General features: G+C 65.5%; 27 protein-coding genes and 1 tRNA gene. All 28 read right to left on the reverse strand.

Annotation, left to right across the window (positions count from 1 at the left end; all coding sequences use genetic code 11):
- Positions 1 to 28: 28 nt before the first annotated feature.
- Entirely contained in the window at positions 29 to 334 is a 306-nt protein-coding gene (locus AC1DJH_RS01625; RefSeq protein ID WP_478184481.1) for a hypothetical protein, read from the reverse strand.
- Positions 335 to 345: 11 nt separating this feature from the next.
- Positions 346 to 1,272 (reverse strand): DUF2184 domain-containing protein, encoded by a 927-nt coding sequence (locus AC1DJH_RS01630; RefSeq protein ID WP_478184482.1) that lies wholly within the window; start codon positions 1,270 to 1,272, stop codon positions 346 to 348.
- Positions 1,273 to 1,284: 12 nt separating this feature from the next.
- A complete protein-coding gene (locus tag AC1DJH_RS01635; RefSeq protein WP_478184483.1) occupies positions 1,285 to 1,719 on the reverse strand; it encodes a structural cement protein Gp24 in 435 nt (144 codons plus the stop codon).
- A 3-nt stretch (positions 1,720 to 1,722) separates the two neighbouring features.
- Entirely contained in the window at positions 1,723 to 2,871 is a 1,149-nt protein-coding gene (locus AC1DJH_RS01640; protein ID WP_478184484.1) for a DUF2213 domain-containing protein, read from the reverse strand.
- Positions 2,858 to 4,723, reverse strand: a complete 1,866-nt coding sequence (locus AC1DJH_RS01645) for an anti-CBASS protein Acb1 family protein (protein ID WP_478184485.1) — start codon at positions 4,721 to 4,723, stop codon at positions 2,858 to 2,860. Before AC1DJH_RS01645 ends, AC1DJH_RS01640 begins: the two co-directional genes overlap by 14 nt.
- On the reverse strand, positions 4,723 to 5,997 hold the full coding sequence (locus tag AC1DJH_RS01650) for a terminase large subunit domain-containing protein (protein ID WP_478184486.1): 1,275 nt from the start codon (positions 5,995 to 5,997) through the stop codon (positions 4,723 to 4,725). Before AC1DJH_RS01650 ends, AC1DJH_RS01645 begins: the two co-directional genes overlap by 1 nt.
- Positions 5,972 to 6,517 (reverse strand): helix-turn-helix domain-containing protein, encoded by a 546-nt coding sequence (locus tag AC1DJH_RS01655; protein WP_478184487.1) that lies wholly within the window; start codon positions 6,515 to 6,517, stop codon positions 5,972 to 5,974. Before AC1DJH_RS01655 ends, AC1DJH_RS01650 begins: the two co-directional genes overlap by 26 nt.
- Positions 6,518 to 7,040: 523 nt before the next feature.
- Positions 7,041 to 7,331 carry a hypothetical protein gene (locus AC1DJH_RS01660; RefSeq protein ID WP_478184488.1) on the reverse strand — a complete coding sequence of 97 codons (291 nt, stop codon included), beginning with the start codon at positions 7,329 to 7,331 and terminating at the stop codon, positions 7,041 to 7,043.
- Between the two features lie 205 nt (positions 7,332 to 7,536).
- Positions 7,537 to 7,613, reverse strand: a tRNA-Met gene (locus AC1DJH_RS01665).
- A 97-nt stretch (positions 7,614 to 7,710) separates the two neighbouring features.
- Positions 7,711 to 8,247 (reverse strand): hypothetical protein, encoded by a 537-nt coding sequence (locus AC1DJH_RS01670; protein ID WP_478184489.1) that lies wholly within the window; start codon positions 8,245 to 8,247, stop codon positions 7,711 to 7,713.
- Positions 8,248 to 8,460: 213 nt separating this feature from the next.
- The gene (locus tag AC1DJH_RS01675) at positions 8,461 to 9,177 is read right to left on the reverse strand and encodes a hypothetical protein (RefSeq protein ID WP_478184490.1); all 717 of its coding nucleotides are present in this window, start codon (positions 9,175 to 9,177) and stop codon (positions 8,461 to 8,463) included.
- Positions 9,174 to 9,737, reverse strand: coding sequence for a hypothetical protein (locus AC1DJH_RS01680; protein ID WP_478184491.1), 564 nt, complete (start codon positions 9,735 to 9,737; stop codon positions 9,174 to 9,176). The genes AC1DJH_RS01675 and AC1DJH_RS01680 overlap by 4 nt, the downstream gene beginning before the upstream one ends.
- Entirely contained in the window at positions 9,724 to 9,921 is a 198-nt protein-coding gene (locus AC1DJH_RS01685) for a hypothetical protein (protein WP_478184492.1), read from the reverse strand. Before AC1DJH_RS01685 ends, AC1DJH_RS01680 begins: the two co-directional genes overlap by 14 nt.
- Entirely contained in the window at positions 9,918 to 10,184 is a 267-nt protein-coding gene (locus tag AC1DJH_RS01690; protein WP_478184493.1) for a hypothetical protein, read from the reverse strand. Before AC1DJH_RS01690 ends, AC1DJH_RS01685 begins: the two co-directional genes overlap by 4 nt.
- The gene (locus AC1DJH_RS01695; protein ID WP_478184494.1) at positions 10,181 to 10,753 is read right to left on the reverse strand and encodes a nuclease domain-containing protein; all 573 of its coding nucleotides are present in this window, start codon (positions 10,751 to 10,753) and stop codon (positions 10,181 to 10,183) included. Before AC1DJH_RS01695 ends, AC1DJH_RS01690 begins: the two co-directional genes overlap by 4 nt.
- 11 nt (positions 10,754 to 10,764) lie before the next feature.
- The gene (locus AC1DJH_RS01700) at positions 10,765 to 11,070 is read right to left on the reverse strand and encodes a hypothetical protein (protein WP_478184495.1); all 306 of its coding nucleotides are present in this window, start codon (positions 11,068 to 11,070) and stop codon (positions 10,765 to 10,767) included.
- Entirely contained in the window at positions 11,067 to 11,540 is a 474-nt protein-coding gene (locus AC1DJH_RS01705) for a DUF1367 family protein (protein ID WP_478184496.1), read from the reverse strand. Before AC1DJH_RS01705 ends, AC1DJH_RS01700 begins: the two co-directional genes overlap by 4 nt.
- A complete protein-coding gene (locus AC1DJH_RS01710; protein ID WP_478184497.1) occupies positions 11,537 to 11,722 on the reverse strand; it encodes a hypothetical protein in 186 nt (61 codons plus the stop codon). Before AC1DJH_RS01710 ends, AC1DJH_RS01705 begins: the two co-directional genes overlap by 4 nt.
- Complete coding sequence (locus tag AC1DJH_RS01715; RefSeq protein ID WP_478184498.1) at positions 11,719 to 12,276, reverse strand: hypothetical protein; 558 nt, start codon at positions 12,274 to 12,276, stop codon at positions 11,719 to 11,721. The genes AC1DJH_RS01710 and AC1DJH_RS01715 overlap by 4 nt, the downstream gene beginning before the upstream one ends.
- Positions 12,273 to 12,575, reverse strand: a complete 303-nt coding sequence (locus AC1DJH_RS01720) for a DUF4406 domain-containing protein (protein WP_478184499.1) — start codon at positions 12,573 to 12,575, stop codon at positions 12,273 to 12,275. Before AC1DJH_RS01720 ends, AC1DJH_RS01715 begins: the two co-directional genes overlap by 4 nt.
- On the reverse strand, positions 12,572 to 13,087 hold the full coding sequence (locus tag AC1DJH_RS01725) for a RusA family crossover junction endodeoxyribonuclease (protein WP_478184500.1): 516 nt from the start codon (positions 13,085 to 13,087) through the stop codon (positions 12,572 to 12,574). The genes AC1DJH_RS01720 and AC1DJH_RS01725 overlap by 4 nt, the downstream gene beginning before the upstream one ends.
- Positions 13,084 to 14,466 (reverse strand): replicative DNA helicase, encoded by a 1,383-nt coding sequence (gene dnaB, locus AC1DJH_RS01730; protein WP_478184501.1) that lies wholly within the window; start codon positions 14,464 to 14,466, stop codon positions 13,084 to 13,086. The genes AC1DJH_RS01725 and dnaB overlap by 4 nt, the downstream gene beginning before the upstream one ends.
- Positions 14,463 to 15,350 (reverse strand): hypothetical protein, encoded by an 888-nt coding sequence (locus tag AC1DJH_RS01735; RefSeq protein ID WP_478184502.1) that lies wholly within the window; start codon positions 15,348 to 15,350, stop codon positions 14,463 to 14,465. Before AC1DJH_RS01735 ends, dnaB begins: the two co-directional genes overlap by 4 nt.
- A gap of 28 nt (positions 15,351 to 15,378) precedes the next feature.
- Positions 15,379 to 15,633, reverse strand: a complete 255-nt coding sequence (locus tag AC1DJH_RS01740) for a hypothetical protein (protein WP_478184503.1) — start codon at positions 15,631 to 15,633, stop codon at positions 15,379 to 15,381.
- Positions 15,630 to 16,919 carry a DNA-methyltransferase gene (locus AC1DJH_RS01745; protein ID WP_478184504.1) on the reverse strand — a complete coding sequence of 430 codons (1,290 nt, stop codon included), beginning with the start codon at positions 16,917 to 16,919 and terminating at the stop codon, positions 15,630 to 15,632. The genes AC1DJH_RS01740 and AC1DJH_RS01745 overlap by 4 nt, the downstream gene beginning before the upstream one ends.
- Entirely contained in the window at positions 16,919 to 17,179 is a 261-nt protein-coding gene (locus tag AC1DJH_RS01750; protein WP_478184505.1) for a hypothetical protein, read from the reverse strand. Before AC1DJH_RS01750 ends, AC1DJH_RS01745 begins: the two co-directional genes overlap by 1 nt.
- Positions 17,176 to 17,667: an HNH endonuclease signature motif containing protein gene (locus AC1DJH_RS01755; RefSeq protein ID WP_478184506.1), complete on the reverse strand. Its 492-nt coding sequence runs from the start codon at positions 17,665 to 17,667 to the stop codon at positions 17,176 to 17,178. Before AC1DJH_RS01755 ends, AC1DJH_RS01750 begins: the two co-directional genes overlap by 4 nt.
- A 19-nt stretch (positions 17,668 to 17,686) precedes the next feature.
- The gene (locus AC1DJH_RS01760; RefSeq protein WP_478184507.1) at positions 17,687 to 18,043 is read right to left on the reverse strand and encodes a hypothetical protein; all 357 of its coding nucleotides are present in this window, start codon (positions 18,041 to 18,043) and stop codon (positions 17,687 to 17,689) included.
- Positions 18,044 to 18,233: the final 190 nt, after the last annotated feature.

Raw genomic sequence — 18,233 nt, forward strand, 5'->3', positions numbered from 1 at the left:
GGAGCGGCCGAGGCCGCCCCGGGGTTGCTTAGGCAGCCGCCTTCTTCTTGGCGTCTTCCAGGACCACGAGCAGGTCAGGCGTGGGTGCCTTCTTGTCGAAGGGAACCTTCAGCTTGTCGAGCTCGGCGAAGAGCGCCTTGCGCTCCTCCTCGTCGTCACCCTTGGGCTTCGCCGCGGTCTTGCCGACCGTGATGGCGTCGGCCTTGAGGAACTGCTTCACGGGGAAGCTGTCCTTGACCGAGTCGAACTCGGTCACTTCTTCCGTCGCGCCGGCCGCGATCAGGACGCCAGCGAGGTGCATGGCGTTCGTGGTGTTGTTGGTCACCTTGGTCATCGTGGTCTCCTTCAGATGCCGTCGAGGTAGCGGACCGACTGCGGCTTGCGGATGTCCAGGCCGCCCAGGCGGAAGATGCCCGGCACCTCCCAGCGGATTGGGCCAGCCTGGTACACCGGCAGGAAGCGGTGCGGCATGGGGATGTGCGCCTTGAGCACGCTGGGGTCCTTCACGTAGGCCACAGCGCGCGCCGTCGAGCCAGCACCCGCGGTCAGGAGACCGTAGATGCCGCGGATCGTCAGCGGCTTGCCGGTGGTCATCGTGTAGATGTTCTGGCGCATGAAGAAGCTCAGCACCGTTTCGGTGGTGTTGGGCATCACGTCTTGCGCCAGCTGCTGCAGCTTCTCGAACGGCAGCAGCAGCGTGTCGGCGATCGAGGTGTACAGCGTGCCAGCGTAGGTCGGCATCAGCACAGCGTTCAGATCGGCGATCTTCTGCGCGGCGGTCGAGGAACCCCAGTTGCCGGTCGGTGCGGTCACTGCGGTGACGGCGCTGTTGTTGATCAGGCCCTGGAAGTTCTTGGTCGCATCGCCGCGCAGGAGCACGCCGTCGACCATTTCTTCGTAGGCCCGGCGCGCGGCGGCCGCGTCGTCAGCCGGCAGGTTGATGCCGAGCATCTGCGCCTGGCTGATCTCTTCGAGACCGTAGCCGTAGCCGATACCAGCGGTGTACACGGCGGTCTCGAACTTCGTGCGCTCGCTGCCGGCGCGCGGGATGTCGTCGGCGTTGCCGTTGATCCAGCCGGCCTTGCCGAACTTGTCGCCGGAATAGAACGTGACGGACTTGATCCACTCGGGGGCGGAAGTGTCGACCGGGATCAGGTCCTGGTACTGGATGTCGGCGTAGACGATCTGATTGACCGCGCGCTCGATGTAGGTCGTCTGCGACAGCACAAAGCCGAGGGCGGCCTGTGCGTCGAGCAGTTTGATGGGGCGCATGCTGTGTGCTCCTTACTTGATGAAGATGATCGCGAGGCCCGCGATACCGGCCGACGTGTCGAAGCGGGCGTTCGGAATCAGGAAGTTGCCGCTGGACACGTTGGTGTAGGCACCGGCCGCCGTGATGTACACCGGGTCACCGGCCACCACCGCCACCGAAGCGACGACCCAGATCGGGCCCTTCTTCAGAATGCGGGCCGACTCGTAGCGCGAGTACAGCTCGCCGACTTGCACAGAGCGGTCGCGGGTGGTGATGCCCAGGAAGCCGGTGCCGGCGTACAGGATGCAACCCTTGTCGTTTGCGCCTTGGGCGACCGGGACACCGAACGCGATGCCAGCGACGGTTTCCACCGTGCGCGAGACCAGGTCCGCTTGCGTCATGTCGGCGACGTGGCCGGCCTTGCCTGCAGGGATGTTCTGCAGGTACGTGCTTTGAACTGCGGGCATGGTTTAGCCCTCCTTCTTGCCGTTGTTGCCCTTCCAGGCGTTTTGGAGGCGGTCGACGTAGGCGTCGTGGCCGTTGTCGCTCGGGTTCAGCGTGCGGGTGCCGTCGCCCAGGTGCTGGCGCACCGGATCCTTGATGGCCTCTTCGGCCAGGATGTCGAAGCGCGCGGCGATGTAGGCGTCGGGCTTGTCCTTCACGGCAGCATCGCCCAGCTTGGCCACCACAGCGGCCTTGCGGATCTCGGCTTCGGTCTTGCCCTTGTAGTCGCCGTCGGCGATGGCGGTGGCGGTCGCGACCAGGTCGGAGCGGGCCAGCACCAGCGCGTCGAGCGCCGCATCGGTGAGCACCTTCGCCTTGAGGCCGTCGATCTCGGCGTCCTTCTTGGCGAGGTCGGTGTCCTTCGCGGCCAGCGCAGCTGCGTGCGTGTCGGTCAGGGTCTTCGTCGCCGTGGCGGCATCGGTCAGCTGGCGCTGCAGCTTCTCGATGACCTGGGCACCTTGTTCGGTGGTCTCGATGGAGAGGCCATCGACAAGGATTTTTCGCGTATCAGCCATGTCATGGCCTCCTGTTGGGTTGTGGCGCGCTGGGGGAAACGCAGGGGCGGCGCGCCGGTCGCCGATGCGTAGTTGGTTGCCACCGCGCGCGCTGTCTACGAGCGCAATGTGGTTCATGGACATGGGGCCCAGGTAGGCGTCGTAGTGCTCACCCTGGGGCGTCTGGCCGTCTTGCACGATGATCTCGGCTTCCAGGCCCATGGACAGCTGGCGCTTGCCCGCGTCGTAGTCGTCGATGGCGGCCTGATCCATGATCACGAGCGGCACGGCCACGAAGTCGCCATCACGCACGACCTCGCCGCCCGTGTTGCCCACGGCCACGTCCTTCCAGTTCTTCGAGTTCACACCGTCGCCACCCGGGTGGTCGTTGGTCATCGGCCGGTGGGCGTACGACGCGAAGGCGTCCTTGTGGAAGACGGACGCCTCGGGCCGGTAGATGCGCACGATGGGCTTGTCGCGCAGGCCCAGCTCGTTGTCGGGGTCGACCTCGGTGCCGAGGTAGTCCTGAATACCGATTCGCGCCACGCGCGCCATGGCAACCAGGTAGCCATCCTTCGTCCGCCGGGTGCCGCCGACCGTTACCGCGTCAAGAAACTGCATCGCCTTCCTCCTTCACGTTGGACTTCCAGTCCTCGTTCACTTCTTCGAACACCTCGGGGCCCAGCTCGATCTTTCCGCGATAGGGCTCGACCTTCGAGAGATCGACGTCGCCCGGCTCGTAGGTGATCGTGATGTGCGGGTTGTAGTCAGGCCAGTCCCAGGAGGCGCCGCTCTCGACGATGTCGCGATGGCGCCAGGACAACTCCGAGCTGCCGAACAGCAGCACAACCGCGCCGCCGCCGAACTTCTCGACCAGCCGCGGGCCGCCGGGCGACACCGTCAGCGTGCCCTTCTCGCCGCCGCTCCACGAGCTGCCCACCGCCATCCAGTCCACGGGATCGCGGCTGTAGGCTACGGTCACGTGCAGGTCGGCGGCAGCCAGTGTGGACGTGAAGCCCTGCGCCTTCGCCCACTTCAGGATGGCGGCCGCGTTCGTCACCTTGCGGGAAACATAGAGGCTGCGCGGTGCCGCGTCGGTGATGGGCTTCTTCTTCGCAGGCTTCGCCGGTTTGCCAGCAGCCGCGGCGGCGGGCGCCACTTCCTTCTCTTCCGGCAACTCGTCGCCGTACTCTTCGAGCGCGGCTTCCAGGCCCGGCACGACGCTGCCCTCCACGAGTAGCGTTGCGGCGGCGTGCGACAGCGCCTCACGGTTGAACAAGTTCGAGGTCACCAGCGCCTGGATGGTCTGCGCGGTGGCCAGGCCGATGTCGCTGCGTTCCTTCGCCGTGGGCTGCCAGAGCACGTTCCACACGTAGTGAATCTCGCGCGGCCGCACACCCAGCGCCGAGCGGATCAGGCATTCGTCAGCCGTTTCCATGGCCGGGCCGATGTCCAGCTCCTGCATCGACTGGATGCGGTCGTAGTAGTTGCGCGCGTCGCTCTCGCCCGTGGCACTGAGGCCCGCCGGGGACTGGCCCAGCAGCCGCGTGGCGGGAATGTCGCTCGCCCCCGACACGACCTGCAGGAAGCGGTCGATCACGTCAGGCAGCGCGGTGAAGCTGGTCGTCTTTTTCTCGTACGACTCCAACGCGTCGATCAGCAGAGTGCCGTTGATGCCCTTGGCGGTCATCGCCAGCATCAGGCGCTCCTGCACCAGCTTGGGGTAGCCCGGGTTCGATTCCAAGCTGGACATGAACTCGGGGATGCTGATCACATCGACATTCGCCTCGAACACCATGCTCGCGAGGTTGGCCAAGCTGCTGTCCGAGTTGGTGACGGCCTGCATCACAGCCGTCAGCACCGAGTCGCCCCAGCCCTGATGCTGAGTCGTTGTCGTCTCGGGGTCCGGCAGCGGCGCTCCAGGAAAGATGATCAAGCGGGAAGGATGGATCTTCACCATCGCCTGCGTGGACGCCGACAGGGTGTATTCCTTGGGGCGGCCGAAGCCGGGCTTCAGGACGTCACGCTCCAGCTCGCCAGCCTGAAGTTGCTTGCAGGTCATCACAGCCAGGTACTGGAGACCGCCCCGCCCGATGTTGCCGGGCACCAGCGGGCGAGCGGGATTGCGGTCGCGCGTTCCGAGGAAGATGGCCGCGCCGCCGAACAGCCGCGCCTTGATCAGAGCGTCCCGCACCTTGGTGCGCAGCTGCAGACGCTTCTCTTCGGCCTCGATCTTCTCGATCTGCTTCTTGTCGGCCTGCCAGGCGCGCCACTTGCGCGTCGCGTCCAGTGCGGGCACGTCAACGATCTTCCGCGGCAGCCACGCGCCGCGGTAGGCGTTCATCGCCTGCTCGTCGGTCAGCATTGGCGGGCCGTAGACCGACCAAGCGGCCTTGTCGCGCTCGGTGCCGAGGTTGGCAACGAGGTTGACCAGCTTGTCCGTCATGACGACGGGCTTCTTGCGAGATGTCATCAGGAGACTCCACCGAGTGAGTACTTCGCGATCGGGAAACGCTTGACCAGGAAGTAGCCGATCGCGTCATTGGGGTGGTCGTGACCGGTTGTCTTGTCCGGCTCGCCGTTCATGCCCCACGCCTGTTGTTCTTGCGCCTCGGTCAGCGCCGGGCAGTTGTCGGTGTTCACCAACCAGCGGCGGCGCCCTTCGGCGTTCAGGGTCATGGCGTCCACGGCGTTGATGCGGTCCTTCACAGCCGGATTCGAGGCGTTCACGCTCATCGTGAAGCCGGCTTGGCGCAGGATGCTCAGGTCCGACTCGCTGGCGTTCTTGCTGCTGGTGTTCTTGCCGCTGGCGTCGGGGTAGACGATCACCGTGTGGCCCTTGTCGCGGTACCGCTCCTTGATGAGCGCCGCCATGCTCGGCGTGTCGCGCACCTTGGTCAGCTCTTCCAGCGTGCGGGGCAGCCCGTCGCGGATCACGCTCACGGCCGCCGTCATGTTGAGCACGTTGAAGTCCATCCCGACGTGCAGCGTCTCGTCCTCGCGGATCGTCTCGTCCGTGTGGTTGAGCCTGCGGTCGAAGTTCGGGTAGACGCTGCCGCTGGTCAGGTTCGTGAACAGCCCACGGATATAGGCTTGGATCAGCTGCGGCGGGTAGCTGGCCATCAGCGACGAGATGTAGTCGGCCGGCAGGTTCTTCGCGTTCTCGTACGTGCTCGCGTGGATCAGGCCGTACAGGTGGGCCAGGTGCGGCTTCTCGCGCACGAGCTTCACGAACTGCTGGTAGACGAACTTGAAGCCCTCGGGCGTCGTCGTCACGTCCACGCCGTTCTTCAGGCCGTCGACGCTGTAGCGCATGCGCGCGATGATCTTTCGCCAGGCCAGCTCGGCCTTGTTCATCTTCATCACGTCGAGCTCGTCGATCACCGCGTGGCCGATCTTGAAGCCCACGATGTCGCCGGGCTTCTCCATCGACCGGCACAGGATCGTCGAGCGATAGGCGCCAGCCGAGTAGAGGTGAACCTCCTTGTTGCTCTCGTGGATGTCGCAGGTCAGGCCCCAATCGAATGCCGATTCCTCGATGGACGGGTAGAAGATGTCCCGGATCTGCGCGTACGTCGGGGCGAAGTAGCCGCTGTTGACCTTCGGCCACTCCCATGCGTGGCTGCAGAGCGCAGCGCCGCCGGCACGTGTCTTGCCGCTGCCGAAACCTGCGACGAAGCCACGGAACTTGTGAGGAAGCGCGAGAAACCGGGCCTGAGGCTTATTGAGCTTCGGGTTGACTTGCATCTTCGACTCGGACGACGACCTTCACCGGCAGCACAGGCGCGTCCTTCTGAATCAGCTTCACGGCGTCCTTGTTGGCTGCCAACAGGTTCAGCGGGATATGGCTCGCCTCGTTGGCCAGCTTGGTCATGGCGCTGAAGCGCTGCATGGCTGCCATCGACAGCTCGGGCTGGGCGTCGTCGATCTTCTGCACCTGGTCGTGCGCGATGCCCGCCAGCCGGTGCGCACTGGCCGCACTGAACTTCCCTGCCCCCGCCATGTGGGTGCTGATCGACTTCAGCTCATCCACGAGGCTCAGGGTCATGACCTGTTCAGTCAGCGGCAGGTCCTTGAGCGCCTTGTCGGCGGCGACGAGTTGTTGCGCTACGGAGTTGATCGTTTCCGCACGTTTCGAAACTCGGCCGGAAATAGCTGATTTCGAAACGCCGTATTCCCGTGCGAGGTCAGCAGCCTTCTCGCCGGCCACGAGGCGCTGCTTGAGGATGTCCCACTGCGCTTCGGTGAGTTTGGAGGGACGTCCCATGGTGGTTTCCTGAAGGTGCGCCACGCCACAATCGGAGGTTCACAACCAACCGAGGAGAGGTTATGCCGTTTGGGCTCGCAGAGAAGAAGGGTGGACTGTTGGCGCTGAGCGCCGGAAATCTGGTAGCCCCGAGTTGGATCGAGTGGTACCTCGAGCAGGGTTACGCGGAGCGCGTGGACGAAGTGACCGGCGTACCAGTGGGCAGTGGGAGCCCGCGAGCCGTGGTCAGAGTCACGGCCGCAGGCTGGGAGTTCATGCAGCCGCAGCAGCGCTGACCAACGGCCGGACACGCGCCCGGCATCCTCGGGAAAGTTACGAGGAGATAGCCGGGCGCGGACACGGGGCGGAGGGTTATGGCTCACCCAGCCGCTGGAGCCTGAGCTGGACGCCAGACGCGGAGAAAGCGAAAGGCCGCGAGGCGCCGGTGGTCGCTCAGAAGTCTTTGCGCTGGGTCGGCTCGCGGCCCAATGCAAAAACGCCCCGGGTGGGGCGCTTTTCTAAATTTCGAAATTTCGCAACTTCTTCAGGTCGACGGGCACAAGCGCCACTGGCTGCGCACGTGCGGACGTTCGCGCTTGGCCAGGCCCAGGGCATAGGCGCAGGCCTGCACCAGCTCGACCGGGCGGGCGGTCAGGCGCAGCAGCGGCTCGGCGAACTTGGCCGGCACGCTGGCCACGAAGTCGCAAGCGAACTGGTAGACAGCGGTGCAGGCGGTCGCCACGCGTTCGTAGGCGACTGTGGCCGTGCTCGACACGAAGGCGAGCGCGGCGAATGCGAGGGTCAGGAAGCGAGAGCTGGAGCGGGTGTGTGCCATGGGAACCTCTTTGGATGTTGCCGTGGCTGCCGGCGGGACCCCTTGCCGTGACGGGGAGGACAAAAAGGCCGGTGGTCGGCCACGAAAGAATCTCGGAGTCCCCGCGAGGGGCGGCGGCTGGGGCGTGGTCCTATGGGCCAGATCTGGCCCGGCGCTGGCGTTCAAGCAGGCGCTTCGACATCACCCAACCGGCTGTCGCCGAAAGTGGTTGCGATGGGCCGATTCGAACGGCCGACACGCGGGGTATGAACCCGCTGCTCTACCAGGCTGAGCTACACCGCGGAAATGAAAAAGCCCGCACGAGGCGGGCAACAGGCCGGTGGTGGGCCTGGGAGACAAATTGGCATGGGCCCACTCGGTCGGTGAGCTATGCGTCGGATTAGGGGATAGGAACGGAGCCCAACCGCTCGTGAAACTTGAGGCCGGCTCTCTTTTTCAGATAGGGCATCGCGAAAATCCCACGGTTTTCTGCGCGGTCGAGGCGCTCGAGAGCGGCTTCGCACCGAGCCAAGAACTCCTCTTTGCCCATGTCGGCATGGTGCTTCGTAATCAGGTCAAGCGCGAGGCGAAATGCGCGGAGGTTGGCGTAGATGTAGACCACGTGTCCAACCAGCGGAGCACCCAGCACACCCACCTTGGCCACAGAGACGTCAAAGAACATGTCCGTCGGTTTATCGAACGGCCGGAACTTGAGTTCAGAGAGCCTCCCAGCCTTCGCAGCAGCTATCCAGCTTCTGATCATCGCTTCAAGCTTCTGAGCCGCGCCCTCATAGGAGGACAACTCGCCAACGATTCCCGCCGCCATAGCTGACCCGTCCAAAAATCGCCGATAGCGCTCGGACAAGAACTGTGTGAGATAGGCGACCGTCAAGGCCACCATGCCGGCGACCAAGGCCGCGATGATCGTGTCTGCCATTCCACTCCTCCATTTGTTGGAGGGGTCAGCATAGGCCAAACTGTGCAGAGACACCTTCCCCATCGAGGGCAAACGCGCTGTGTTTCAAGCGTGATGGTCTATGTAGGCTGGTGCCGTTGTACGAGGGGCGACAGCCTGAGCAGGTTGGTCCGTTCTCGATGGGGCGGCGATTGTATGGAGGAGTTTCGAAACGTCAAGAAACCCCGCCTATTTTTATCGCGACGCCGACCCTATGGAGCACACCGCCTGGTGCAGCGCCCTCTCGATCTCAGCCACCATGGCCGCGCCGTCGACCGCGAATGGCACCTTGGTGTTGCCCGTGCCCTTGCAGGTCTTGCAGATGCGGCTGGAGCGGGTGTCGGTGCCGGGCACCAGTTCGTACCGGCCGCCGTGGCAGGACGGGCAGACATGGTGCAGCCACCATGCGATGACACCAGCCGCCACCACCGCGCTGCTCTCGATCCGCGTCAGGCAGCCGTAGGCGTCGAGCATTGCACGCACCTCCGCGAGGGTCTTCAGGCGCTGGAACAGCAGCCCCAGCTCGTGCAGGTGCCATTCGCTGGCTTGGCGGCGCGCGGCCTCCAGCGGAACCACGCGCTCCCGGCCGCCGGTGCCCTCCCGGCGCTTCTGCGCTGCTTCGGCGCCCAGCGCGTCGACCTGGACCTTGCCATCGGGCCCGGCTTCGCTCTCGAACGTCTTGGCCAGCACCTTGACGGCTGCGGCTGAGAGAGGGCGCGGCTTCGCGCAGCCGTCCCATTCACCCTGCAGCCGCATCAGCGCGGTGCCGAAGCGGCTGCGGCTCCAGCCGGCCGCGATCAGGATGTCCGCTACGTTGCGCACGTTCGAGTCGCGCTCGACCTTCAGGTTGCGCGCGTTGGTGGCGCTGCTGTAGCGCTCTTCGACGGTGGGGGTGTTGCTCTCGGTGGTCATGGGTTCCTTCCTGTGTTCGTGGGCAGCTGCTTGGTCATCAGGCCGGTGAACATGCCGGCCAGCGGCTGCAGGCACTTCGCGCGTTGTCCCTTGCGCACGCGGCCGACTAGGTCCTGGCTGATGCCGATGCGGCGCTCGACGTCCGCGTGCGTCTCGTTCGAGCTCATGATTTCGCTCACCAGCTCGGGGGTGAGCACGGTGAGGCTTCGCCCGATGGCGCGGTTGGCCAGGATCCGCGACAGCTGGCCCTTGTAGCGGCCTCGGGTGACGATCCGGGCGCCGTGGGCCGTACCTGGGCCCGCCTCGGCATGCGCTGGGTTCAGACACAGCGCCGTCTCGCAGGTGTCGAACACGCGCCAGCCGCTGGGCAAGGCCTTGCCGGGGTTTGTCATGTGCCACACGGCGCGCCGGCCCGCCTGCGTGCGCATGGCGCCATCGCGCAGCGTCCAGTCCGGCGCATAGACCTTCGCCACGCCGCCGCTCTTCGCACCAGTCCACACCCAGCACTTCGTGAGTTCGTCGATGCGGCAGCGCCCTCGCACCTCTTCAAGCGTTCGCATCGGCGGCGCTCCGGTAGAAGTCCACGACGATGACCGGGGCGACGTGCTCGTGGCCGGCTCGATCGACAACCAGCGCGGCCGCGACGCCCTGGCGCGGCCAGTCGTGGGGCATGTCCTGCACGGGGCGGAGCGTGCGGGCCGGCGCTACGGACGGCACCAGCTCGGAGGTCGGGTGGCCGTTCATACCGTGTCGAACTCCGGAATTCGGAACCAGAGGCGCGATTCGTCGACGGCGTCATCGCCGGGATCGCGGATGGGGCAAAGGCAGAAATCCTCAGCGAACTGGATCAGCTGCCCGTCGGCCTGCAGCAGGAGCGGCGAGTATGTCCAGCTCGGGATGCTATGGGCCGCCACCAGCGTATGCACTGTGATGACGCGGCCGATCAGGTGCTGGCTGAGTGGGCCTGCTTTGACGATGAAAGCGTTTTCTCCAGGCTTGCAGTTCACAGCGGCTCTCCTTCGCGCTTGGCGCTTTCGATACGTTCGGCGTCGGCTGACTGTTTGCGGTCAGCGACGGGGGTTGCGTTCAGCCGCTCCAGCGCCCACAGCGCGGCGGCTTTGTCCTTGGGCGTGGCGTCGATGAACCCGGCGACGATCCCGCGCCACATGTCCACCATCCACAGGTGTCCCTGCATGAAGGCGCAGGCCTTGATCTCGGCAGGCGCGCCAGACTGGTCGAGCCAGCGGTGGCAGCCCGAACACGCATAGACGTGGTACTGGTCGTCGGCCTTGCGCGCGCCGGCCTTTCCGTGGATCGACAGGTTCGAGTGCGCGGCCACCATCGTGGCGGGATCGCCATTGCAGATGCCGGGCACCTCCAGCACGCAGCGCTGGCCGCGCGCCATGCTCAGCAGGTGCGGGTTGCGGTGCTGTTCGGTCTTCGGCATGGCGACTGCCTGCGCCGGTGCGGCGTAGGTGCCGCGGCGCGCGGCCACCGCCAGCGCGCGCACGCCCTCTGCGGTTTCCGACTGGCGGGCGGGCAGCAGGCGGCGCTTGAAGCCGGTGCCACGGGGCATGGGCGAGCGCTTCATGGGGCTACGGTCAAGACCGCCTCGTAGTGCGCTACGTGCGCCGCCTCCATGACTCCATCAATGTTGAAGCGGCGCGCGCGGTCGCCCTTGATCGGGGTGAACAACACGCCGTAGAGCTGCTCAAGTGGCACCGCCATGTCGCGCGGAAACGGCCAGACGCCGTCAGACACTCTCAGGTGCAGCAGCGTGTTGAGGTCTGGCGTCACTTCGACGCCAAGGAATGCGTAGCGCTGCCCGTCCAGCGCCCCGCCCTTGAACACACCGTGCGTCGGGCACATCGGGTTGTGCTTGCGCGGCCTCATTGCGCGAACTCCTGCACCCACGAGTCGACGCAGGCGTAGCGTTGCTCGGCGTCCAGTGCCGGCCAGAGAGTCTCCTGCGCGCGCACCGTCCAGAGGAACGCATCGACCGCGCGGTGCAGTTCCCCGAAGTCAGCCTCGTCCATGCTGTCGAAGTCGAGCGAGCGCGGAATGGCGTTCGGCTGCCCGTCGAAGCCGGGCACTAGGTCGAAGTAGCCGGCGCCCATCACCACCCAGTACCGCAGCTTGTCGAGGTCGGTGAACGTCTCGGTGCGGTCCAGCAGGCTTTGCAGCTTGGCGAAGAACAGCCGGTGGTGCTTCGGGCTGCGTGGGAAGCGGTAGCTGAAGGTCAGGGTCTGGCCGATCTCAAGTCCTTCGACCAGCCGGCGCCACTTCGCGTACGCGCGTTGGCCCTTTTCGTCGAGGCCCTCTAGGCGGCCCTGATTGTTCTTGATGATCGTGACGTGGCTCATGGCGTGGTCTCCGAGAAAAGGTCGCGCTGGCGGCTGTCGGCAGCGCGCAGCGCGGTGGTGATGCGGCCGCGGCGCGGCTTCGATCCAGCGATGGCCGTGGCGCACTTCGGGCCGTACGCAGAACCTGACAGGTAGACAGGCTGGCGCAGCAGCGTGCGGTGGCAGCGGGCGCAGATGGTCATGCTGCAATGCCCTCCACGCGCTGACGCAACTCCCGGATCTCGCGTTGGGCCTTTTCGGCACTGCCGTAGGCGTCCCACATGCGCAAGTTGGCCAAGCGAGCGATGTCGATGACCGAGGCCGCCGAGAGACGCGCAGCGTCTCTGTTCGGCGTGGCGCGCCGCTCGCAATAGACCTCGAGCATGCTGCCGCGCTCGCGCACCAGCAGCACCCCACTCGCGGGAGACGGCAGGAACGCCAGCAGCTCGGGCTTCCATATCTCGGCCGGCAGCGCGTAATAGTGCTTCCAGACCTTTGGCGGGTGCGGGCGCAGTTGAGGCGGCCCCGGCTCGTCGCGCCACGTGACGCGCTTCCACCATTTGTCCTTCTTCGCGTCCGCCTTCAGGTCAGCGCGGCTGATCTTCACCTCGACGTCGATCACGCGCAGGTCCATGGTGACCCCCAGCACGTCGCACTCGGCGCCCGTCCAGTTGCAGCGGTCGACCAGCAGCAGGCACTTGCGGGCCAGCGTCTGCCGCGCGATGAGGCTGGCGATGATGCCTTCATTCCACTTCATGCAACCTCCGCTTGAAGGTAGATCACGCGCATCTCCAGGCGCTGCGCGATGTGGTGCTCGAGCGATGCGCCCCTGCTCCACTCCCAGCCCGGCAGCATCAGGATCGAATCGCAGTCGACCAGCTGCTTGATGTCGGCGCGCATGCACGGCAGCCAGCCGGCCGACGGGTCGGTGTTGATCTCGGCCGGGTTGACCACGTGCCATCCCTCGGCGCGCAGCCGGGCGGCCTCGCGGTGGAACAGCGGGAAGTTCAAGTCGGGCTTGCCCGTCATCGGGCCGGCGATGTAGATGCGCTTCAAAATGGAAGCCCCTCGGGAATGGGTGTGAACACGGGCGCGGGCGCGACGACCGGCGCTTCCAACAGTTCGACCTGCGGCTGCGCTGCGGACACCTGCTCGATGCGGAGCACGACGCGCGCGCCCTTTTCATCGGGCTCCATGCGCTCGGACGTGAGCCGGCGCACCCACTTGTCGTCCTCGATGGCGATGCCCTTGATGGCGTCCAGCAGCACTTTGTTGGCGTTGTCGATGTCGAGGCACATCACCGTGTCGTCCCAGGCCGCGCCGTGCCTGCGCTGGCGCGTCGCCCAATCCTGCGGCCGGTGCGGGTACAACTGCACCGAGATCGCCACGCGGCCGGCAAGCGGCTTTCGGATGCCCGCGGCCTTGCACACCCAGCCCACCTGTTCCTTGAAGGACTTGGCGTCGGTCGTGACGTACACCACGGGCATCTGCCTACCCTTCACGCTGATGACGCGAGTAGCCCAGTAGCGGTTTGCGCTGATCGGATACGGGAGGGTGAGCGAGATCACAGCTCGGCTCCTTTCGTGCGCACCAGCGACGTGGGCCGCTCGCCCATCCAGTCGCAGAACTTCACGGTGTCGCCCGTGTACTGCGAGTCGACAACCCCGGTCTGCCCGTCCCGCTGCTTGCCGATGATGATCTCGGCGTAGTGCTTCCACTCCGGGCCCAGGTCGGGCTTCACGTGCGCCGGGCGGTGCACGAACGCGATGATGTCGGCGTCCTGCTCGATGTCGCCGCACTCGCGCAGGTCGGCCATGATCGGGCGCATGTTCGGCCGCTTCTCGACCTCGCGGTTCAGTTGGGCCAGCAGCAGGATCGTGCAGTCCAGTTCCTTGGCCAATGCCTTGATGCCGCGGCTGACCTCGCCGAGCTGCGTGGCGCGGTTGGCCTTGCGGTCCGTGCCTTCCATCAGGCCGATGTAGTCCACCACCAGCAGGCGCAGGCCTCGGCGGCGCTTCAGCGCGCGCGCCTTCGAGCGCAGCTGGTTGATGTTCAGTGCGGTCTGGTCGTCGATGAACAGCGGCAGCGTGCGCAGCAGATCGACCGCGCGCGTCATCTCGCTCCAGTCGTAGTCGCTCATCCGCTCCGGCCGCTTGAGCTTGTGCAGCGGCACGCTGGAGCGCATCGACACGACCCGGGTTGTCAGCTGCGCCTTGGGCATTTCCATCGACAGCACGCCCACCGGCTCGCTCATGCCGCAGACGTGATCCGCGATGGACATGGCCAGCGCGGTCTTCCCCATGCCCGGGCGGCCGGCGATGACGATGACTTCGCCGCGGCGCATGCCACCGTCGAGCCTGTCATCGAGCGCCTTGATGCCAGTGGAGAGGAAGTCTTCTTCGCCGTCGTGCCGACGCTGAATGCCGTCGAGGAATTCGACCATGCCGACGTCCATGTCCGACCACGCATCGCTCTTGCCGGCGTCGAACAGCGGCGTCAACAGTGCCGTCGCCTGGTCGAGCGTTTCCTCGAAGCCCACTCCGCGCTGGCACGCCAGCTCGTGGATCTGGCTGCTCGCCAACATCAGCTTCCGGCGCAGAGCGAAGTCGCGCACGATCAGCGCGTACTGCCGAACGCTAGACGCGCTGGGCATGTACTGGGTCAGCGCATGCAGCTCGACCATACCGACAGTGTCTGCATTGCGGCTTCGGCGCAGTTGGTCGTGGACCGTGAGCACATCGGCAGGCTTGCAGGCGTTGAGCATGCCTGCGAGCGCCGAGAAGATCAGCCTGTGCTCGTTCTTGAAGAAGTCGGCCTCGGTAACCATGTCGCCGACCCGATCCCACACTCGGTTGTCGAGCAACAGCGCGCCGAGCAGGGACGCCTCAGCCTCAGGGCTCCACAGCACCACCGGCGCCAGGAGGGATTCATCGACGCGGTCGTTCATGCGGTGGCCTCAAGGTTGGTTTTCTCAAGCACCTGCTTCAGCCCGCTGGACTTCATGAGGTACTCGATGTCGGGTTTCCAGTTCGCGTGCTCACCGCTGCGCGGCGTGCGGCCCATCAAAAAGTCGTTGTCGCGGGCCCGGAGGAAGTAGCTTCGGAACCACTCGAACGCCTCGTCGGTGGTCGTGGCGCGGCGCGTGCCGTCCGGCTTGGTGCTGCTCAGCACCCATTCCCAGCGGTCGCGAATGGCTTTCTCGCGAGCCTTGTCCATGACCCGGACACCCGGCAGTTCAGGCAAGACCTCGTGGTAGATCGCCACGACCTGGTCGGGGTGGCAAGTCGGCAGCTTGGCTGTCGACGAAGAAGGAGTTCTCTTCTTCTCTTCTCTACTCTTCTCTGTGGTGACGGTGTCACGTGACGCGTCACGTTTTTCCGTGACTGGAATCGTGACGCCTTCAAGCGCCTTCTGTTTGGCCCTTTCCCGGTAATCTTTGGCTCGCTCGGCTTGTGTCTTCGCACCGGTCGAACGCTCCTTGCCGACGGTGTTGTGCTCAGTGAAATTGGGGAATTCGACGCCACCAGAATCGGGCAGCACGCGAAGCCAGCAAACACCTTCCAGGGCACGACCGAAACCGGGCACGCCGGCCATTTCATCGACTTCGAAAAGTGACGCATCGGGCAGAACGAAGTCGGTGCCGGCGCACTCATTGACCTGCGCCCAGAGCGGCGTGAGTGCGCCCACCGTGACGCGCGTCACAACCGTCACGTGACGGCGTGTGACGCTGCGTGATGCATCGAGCGTCACACCGTCATGCGCATACCACTCCAGGAATTCAGGGTCCTGAAGCAGCAGGCGCGCCATCTTGATGACCTTGGGGTTGGTCATGAGGCTGCCGCGCATCTTGATCCAAGATTCAGCCACCGACCGCCCTCCGCAGTGCAGCGGCCCGTGCCGCGTCGCCCTGTTGCGCGAAGTAGCAGCCCTCCATGCGCGCCACCTGCCGCGGCGTGCGCCCGCGGATGGCTTCGGTCTCCAGTTCGAGCCATCGGCGCGCGGCAGCATGGTCGCCCTCGTCGTAGGCCTTCTGCATATGGCGGCCACAGTCGACGATGTGGGCCTCGCGCTCGGCATCGGTCATGCGGGCCGGCTGGTGAGGTTGGAAGGTCATGCAGCCTCCAGAAGAGAGGGTTGGTGGCCTTGTCGGCGCGCGTAGTCGATGCGCGCCTTAGCGATGGCCACATGTGCCGGATCCAGGTCGATGCCGACGAAGCGGAAGCCTTCGAGCACTGCGGCCTTGCCGGTGCTGCCGCTGCCCATGAAGGGGTCGAGCACCAAGCCGCCGGGCGGCGTGACGAGGCGGCACAGGTACCGCATCAGGTCCGTGGGCTTGACCGTCGGGTGGAAGTTGCCCTTGCGCGAGGGAAGCAGCTTTTCGGCATCGCGCAGCGTCGAGCCCTTGGCGAACTGCGGGCCCGGCATCGGCAGGCCCTCGTGGCGGTCCTCGCTGCTGGTCTTGGCGCAGTAGAAGAAGCGCGCGGCGCTGCCTTCGTCGAGCCGACGGGCACCGGGCTTCATCTTGAAACCCACGGTGCCGTCGTTCTCGCTGTCTGCGCTGGCTTCTTCGCCGCGTCCTTGGCGCAGCGCACCGTAGACGTTCTGCGCTACGCGAGCGCTGGTGCTGGTGCTGGCGTCGGCCATCTGGCCGGGCGCATCCGGAAACATGGCGAGCACCTCGTCGCTGCCGTCATGGATGACGTTGGCAGGCCAGCGGCCGGCCGGTTGCACGAACTCGACGCCAACCGTCTTGCCTGCTACGTTCATGCCACTGCCAGCATGCAGGGAGCCCGAGACGTTGCGCCCCCCTGTCTCGGCGTAGGCGCCGCCATTGAGGCTCTCGCTGGTCTCAATGCGACAACCGTCGATGTTGAGTGCGCCGGTACCGTGGGCCACGGCGTTGGCCGCTACGGTGAGGCCCTTGGCAAGAGCCTTGCGCGCCACGCAGATCGGTTCGTGCGCTGGCTTGAGCGCGGTGCCCCAGCCTTCCCACTCGCCATCGAGGTTGCGCGACTTCGGGAAACCCGAACCGTACAGCCACATGATCTGGTCGCGGATCTCGAACCCTGCGTCTTCGATGGCCACGACCATGCGGTGATAGGTGCGCGAGCCTGAGAACGCCAGCAGGTGGCCGCCCGGCTTGAGCACTCGCAGCGCTTCGGCCCACGTCTCGGCCCGGAATGCAACGTCGCCTCCGTCCCACTGCATGCCCATGAAGCCCGTGCTGATGCGCGCGCGACCGTGCGGGGTATTGAGGTTGACCGATGCCTCTCCGGTACCTCCCTTCTTTCCTGTGGTCAGGTGGTAGGGCGGATCGGTGACGATCGCGTCGACACTGGCGTCGGCCATGCCGCGCATGAATTCGATGCAGTCGCCGCAGTGCAACTCAGAGCTTTCCATCACCGACCTGCCTTTCGCGGTGCCTGTGCGGCAATGCGCGTGTCCGCCCGCTTCGAGATGCCGTGCATGGTCGACAGGTCCTTGCCCGTCTTGCGCGCGCGGTCCACGTTGGCGGTGCTGGTGCGCCGCGCGTTGGCGTATTGCTGCAGCGGCTTCCAGTCGATGGGCTCGCCGGTGAAGCCGAGACAAAAGCCGTTCGCACAGCTGCGCGGCGTGCCGTCTTTCCATCGGCAGGGATTCTTTGGATCGACGAGGCTCATAGCGTGCACCCCGCATGAAGCTGGCGCTTGGTTCGCACATAGGCTTCGTGCGCCGCCTGGGCGGTGTCGAAATAGCCGACGTGCTTGGTGCGCCCTTCGTGGCGGATGCAAGCGACGAAGCGCTTTCCGTAGGGGCTGGCACCGAGCAAGCCGGTTTTGCTGTTCATGTGCGCGCGCCGCTGGTTCTCGCCGTTCAAACGGCGGTCCGCAGCGCGCAGATTCTTCCAACGGTTGTTGCACCGATCGGTGTCATGGTGGTCCACGAGGCCCGCGGGCCAAGCACCGGTCATCCAGAGCCAGATCACGCGATGCGCGAGTAAGGTCTGCTTTCCCACATACAAGATCAGGTATCCGTCGCGCAGATGCTTAGCGGGCTGCCCCGTGCGTCTGCCACCGGGATACGCCTTGCGCGTGAGGATTCCGGTCAACGGGTCGTAGTCGAACATGTCTCGCACGTTCTCCGGCGTCACGATGATGGGAGTCCTCATGCTCGTGTGCTCCCTGTAGTCAGGCCTGCTGCTGCGAAGTGGCCGTGATCTGTTCCAGCACGGTCAGCTTGGCCCGGAAGGCCAGCCACTGACTGATGAGCGTGTTGCCCACCCAGGACTCGAAGTCCGGGATACCCATTGCGGGGAGGCTGCGCCGCGTCGGCTTGTCGTCCTCCGCCAGCCAGTCGCTGATGTGCTGGGCATAGAACCCCATGTCTCGCGCCATGTCGGCGGGCTTGGCGGCCTTCAGCCGCCGCAGCTCCCACGCCACGCGCACCGCTTCTCGGTAGCTTTTTGCGAATCGAACCCATTGTTCGGGGACGACGCTTGGGGCGTGTACGCGCTCCAAGAGCCGGAACTCCAGTTGGTCCATCAAGGGGGCCTCTCGATAGGAAGAAATCAACGTCTAACCAGTTGCCTAACCGGTTGGGCTCGGCAAAAAAATAAGGGCCATGACGACGCGAAAAATCACGACCTTTCTGATGTGCCCAGGCAGCGCTCGCGCTCCCATGGGAGGCCCCCCGCAAGAACGCGGAGACGCTGGTGGACACATCAGGAAGGACGCG

The sequence above is a fragment of the Variovorax sp. 10N412 genome (genome assembly GCF_056394985.1).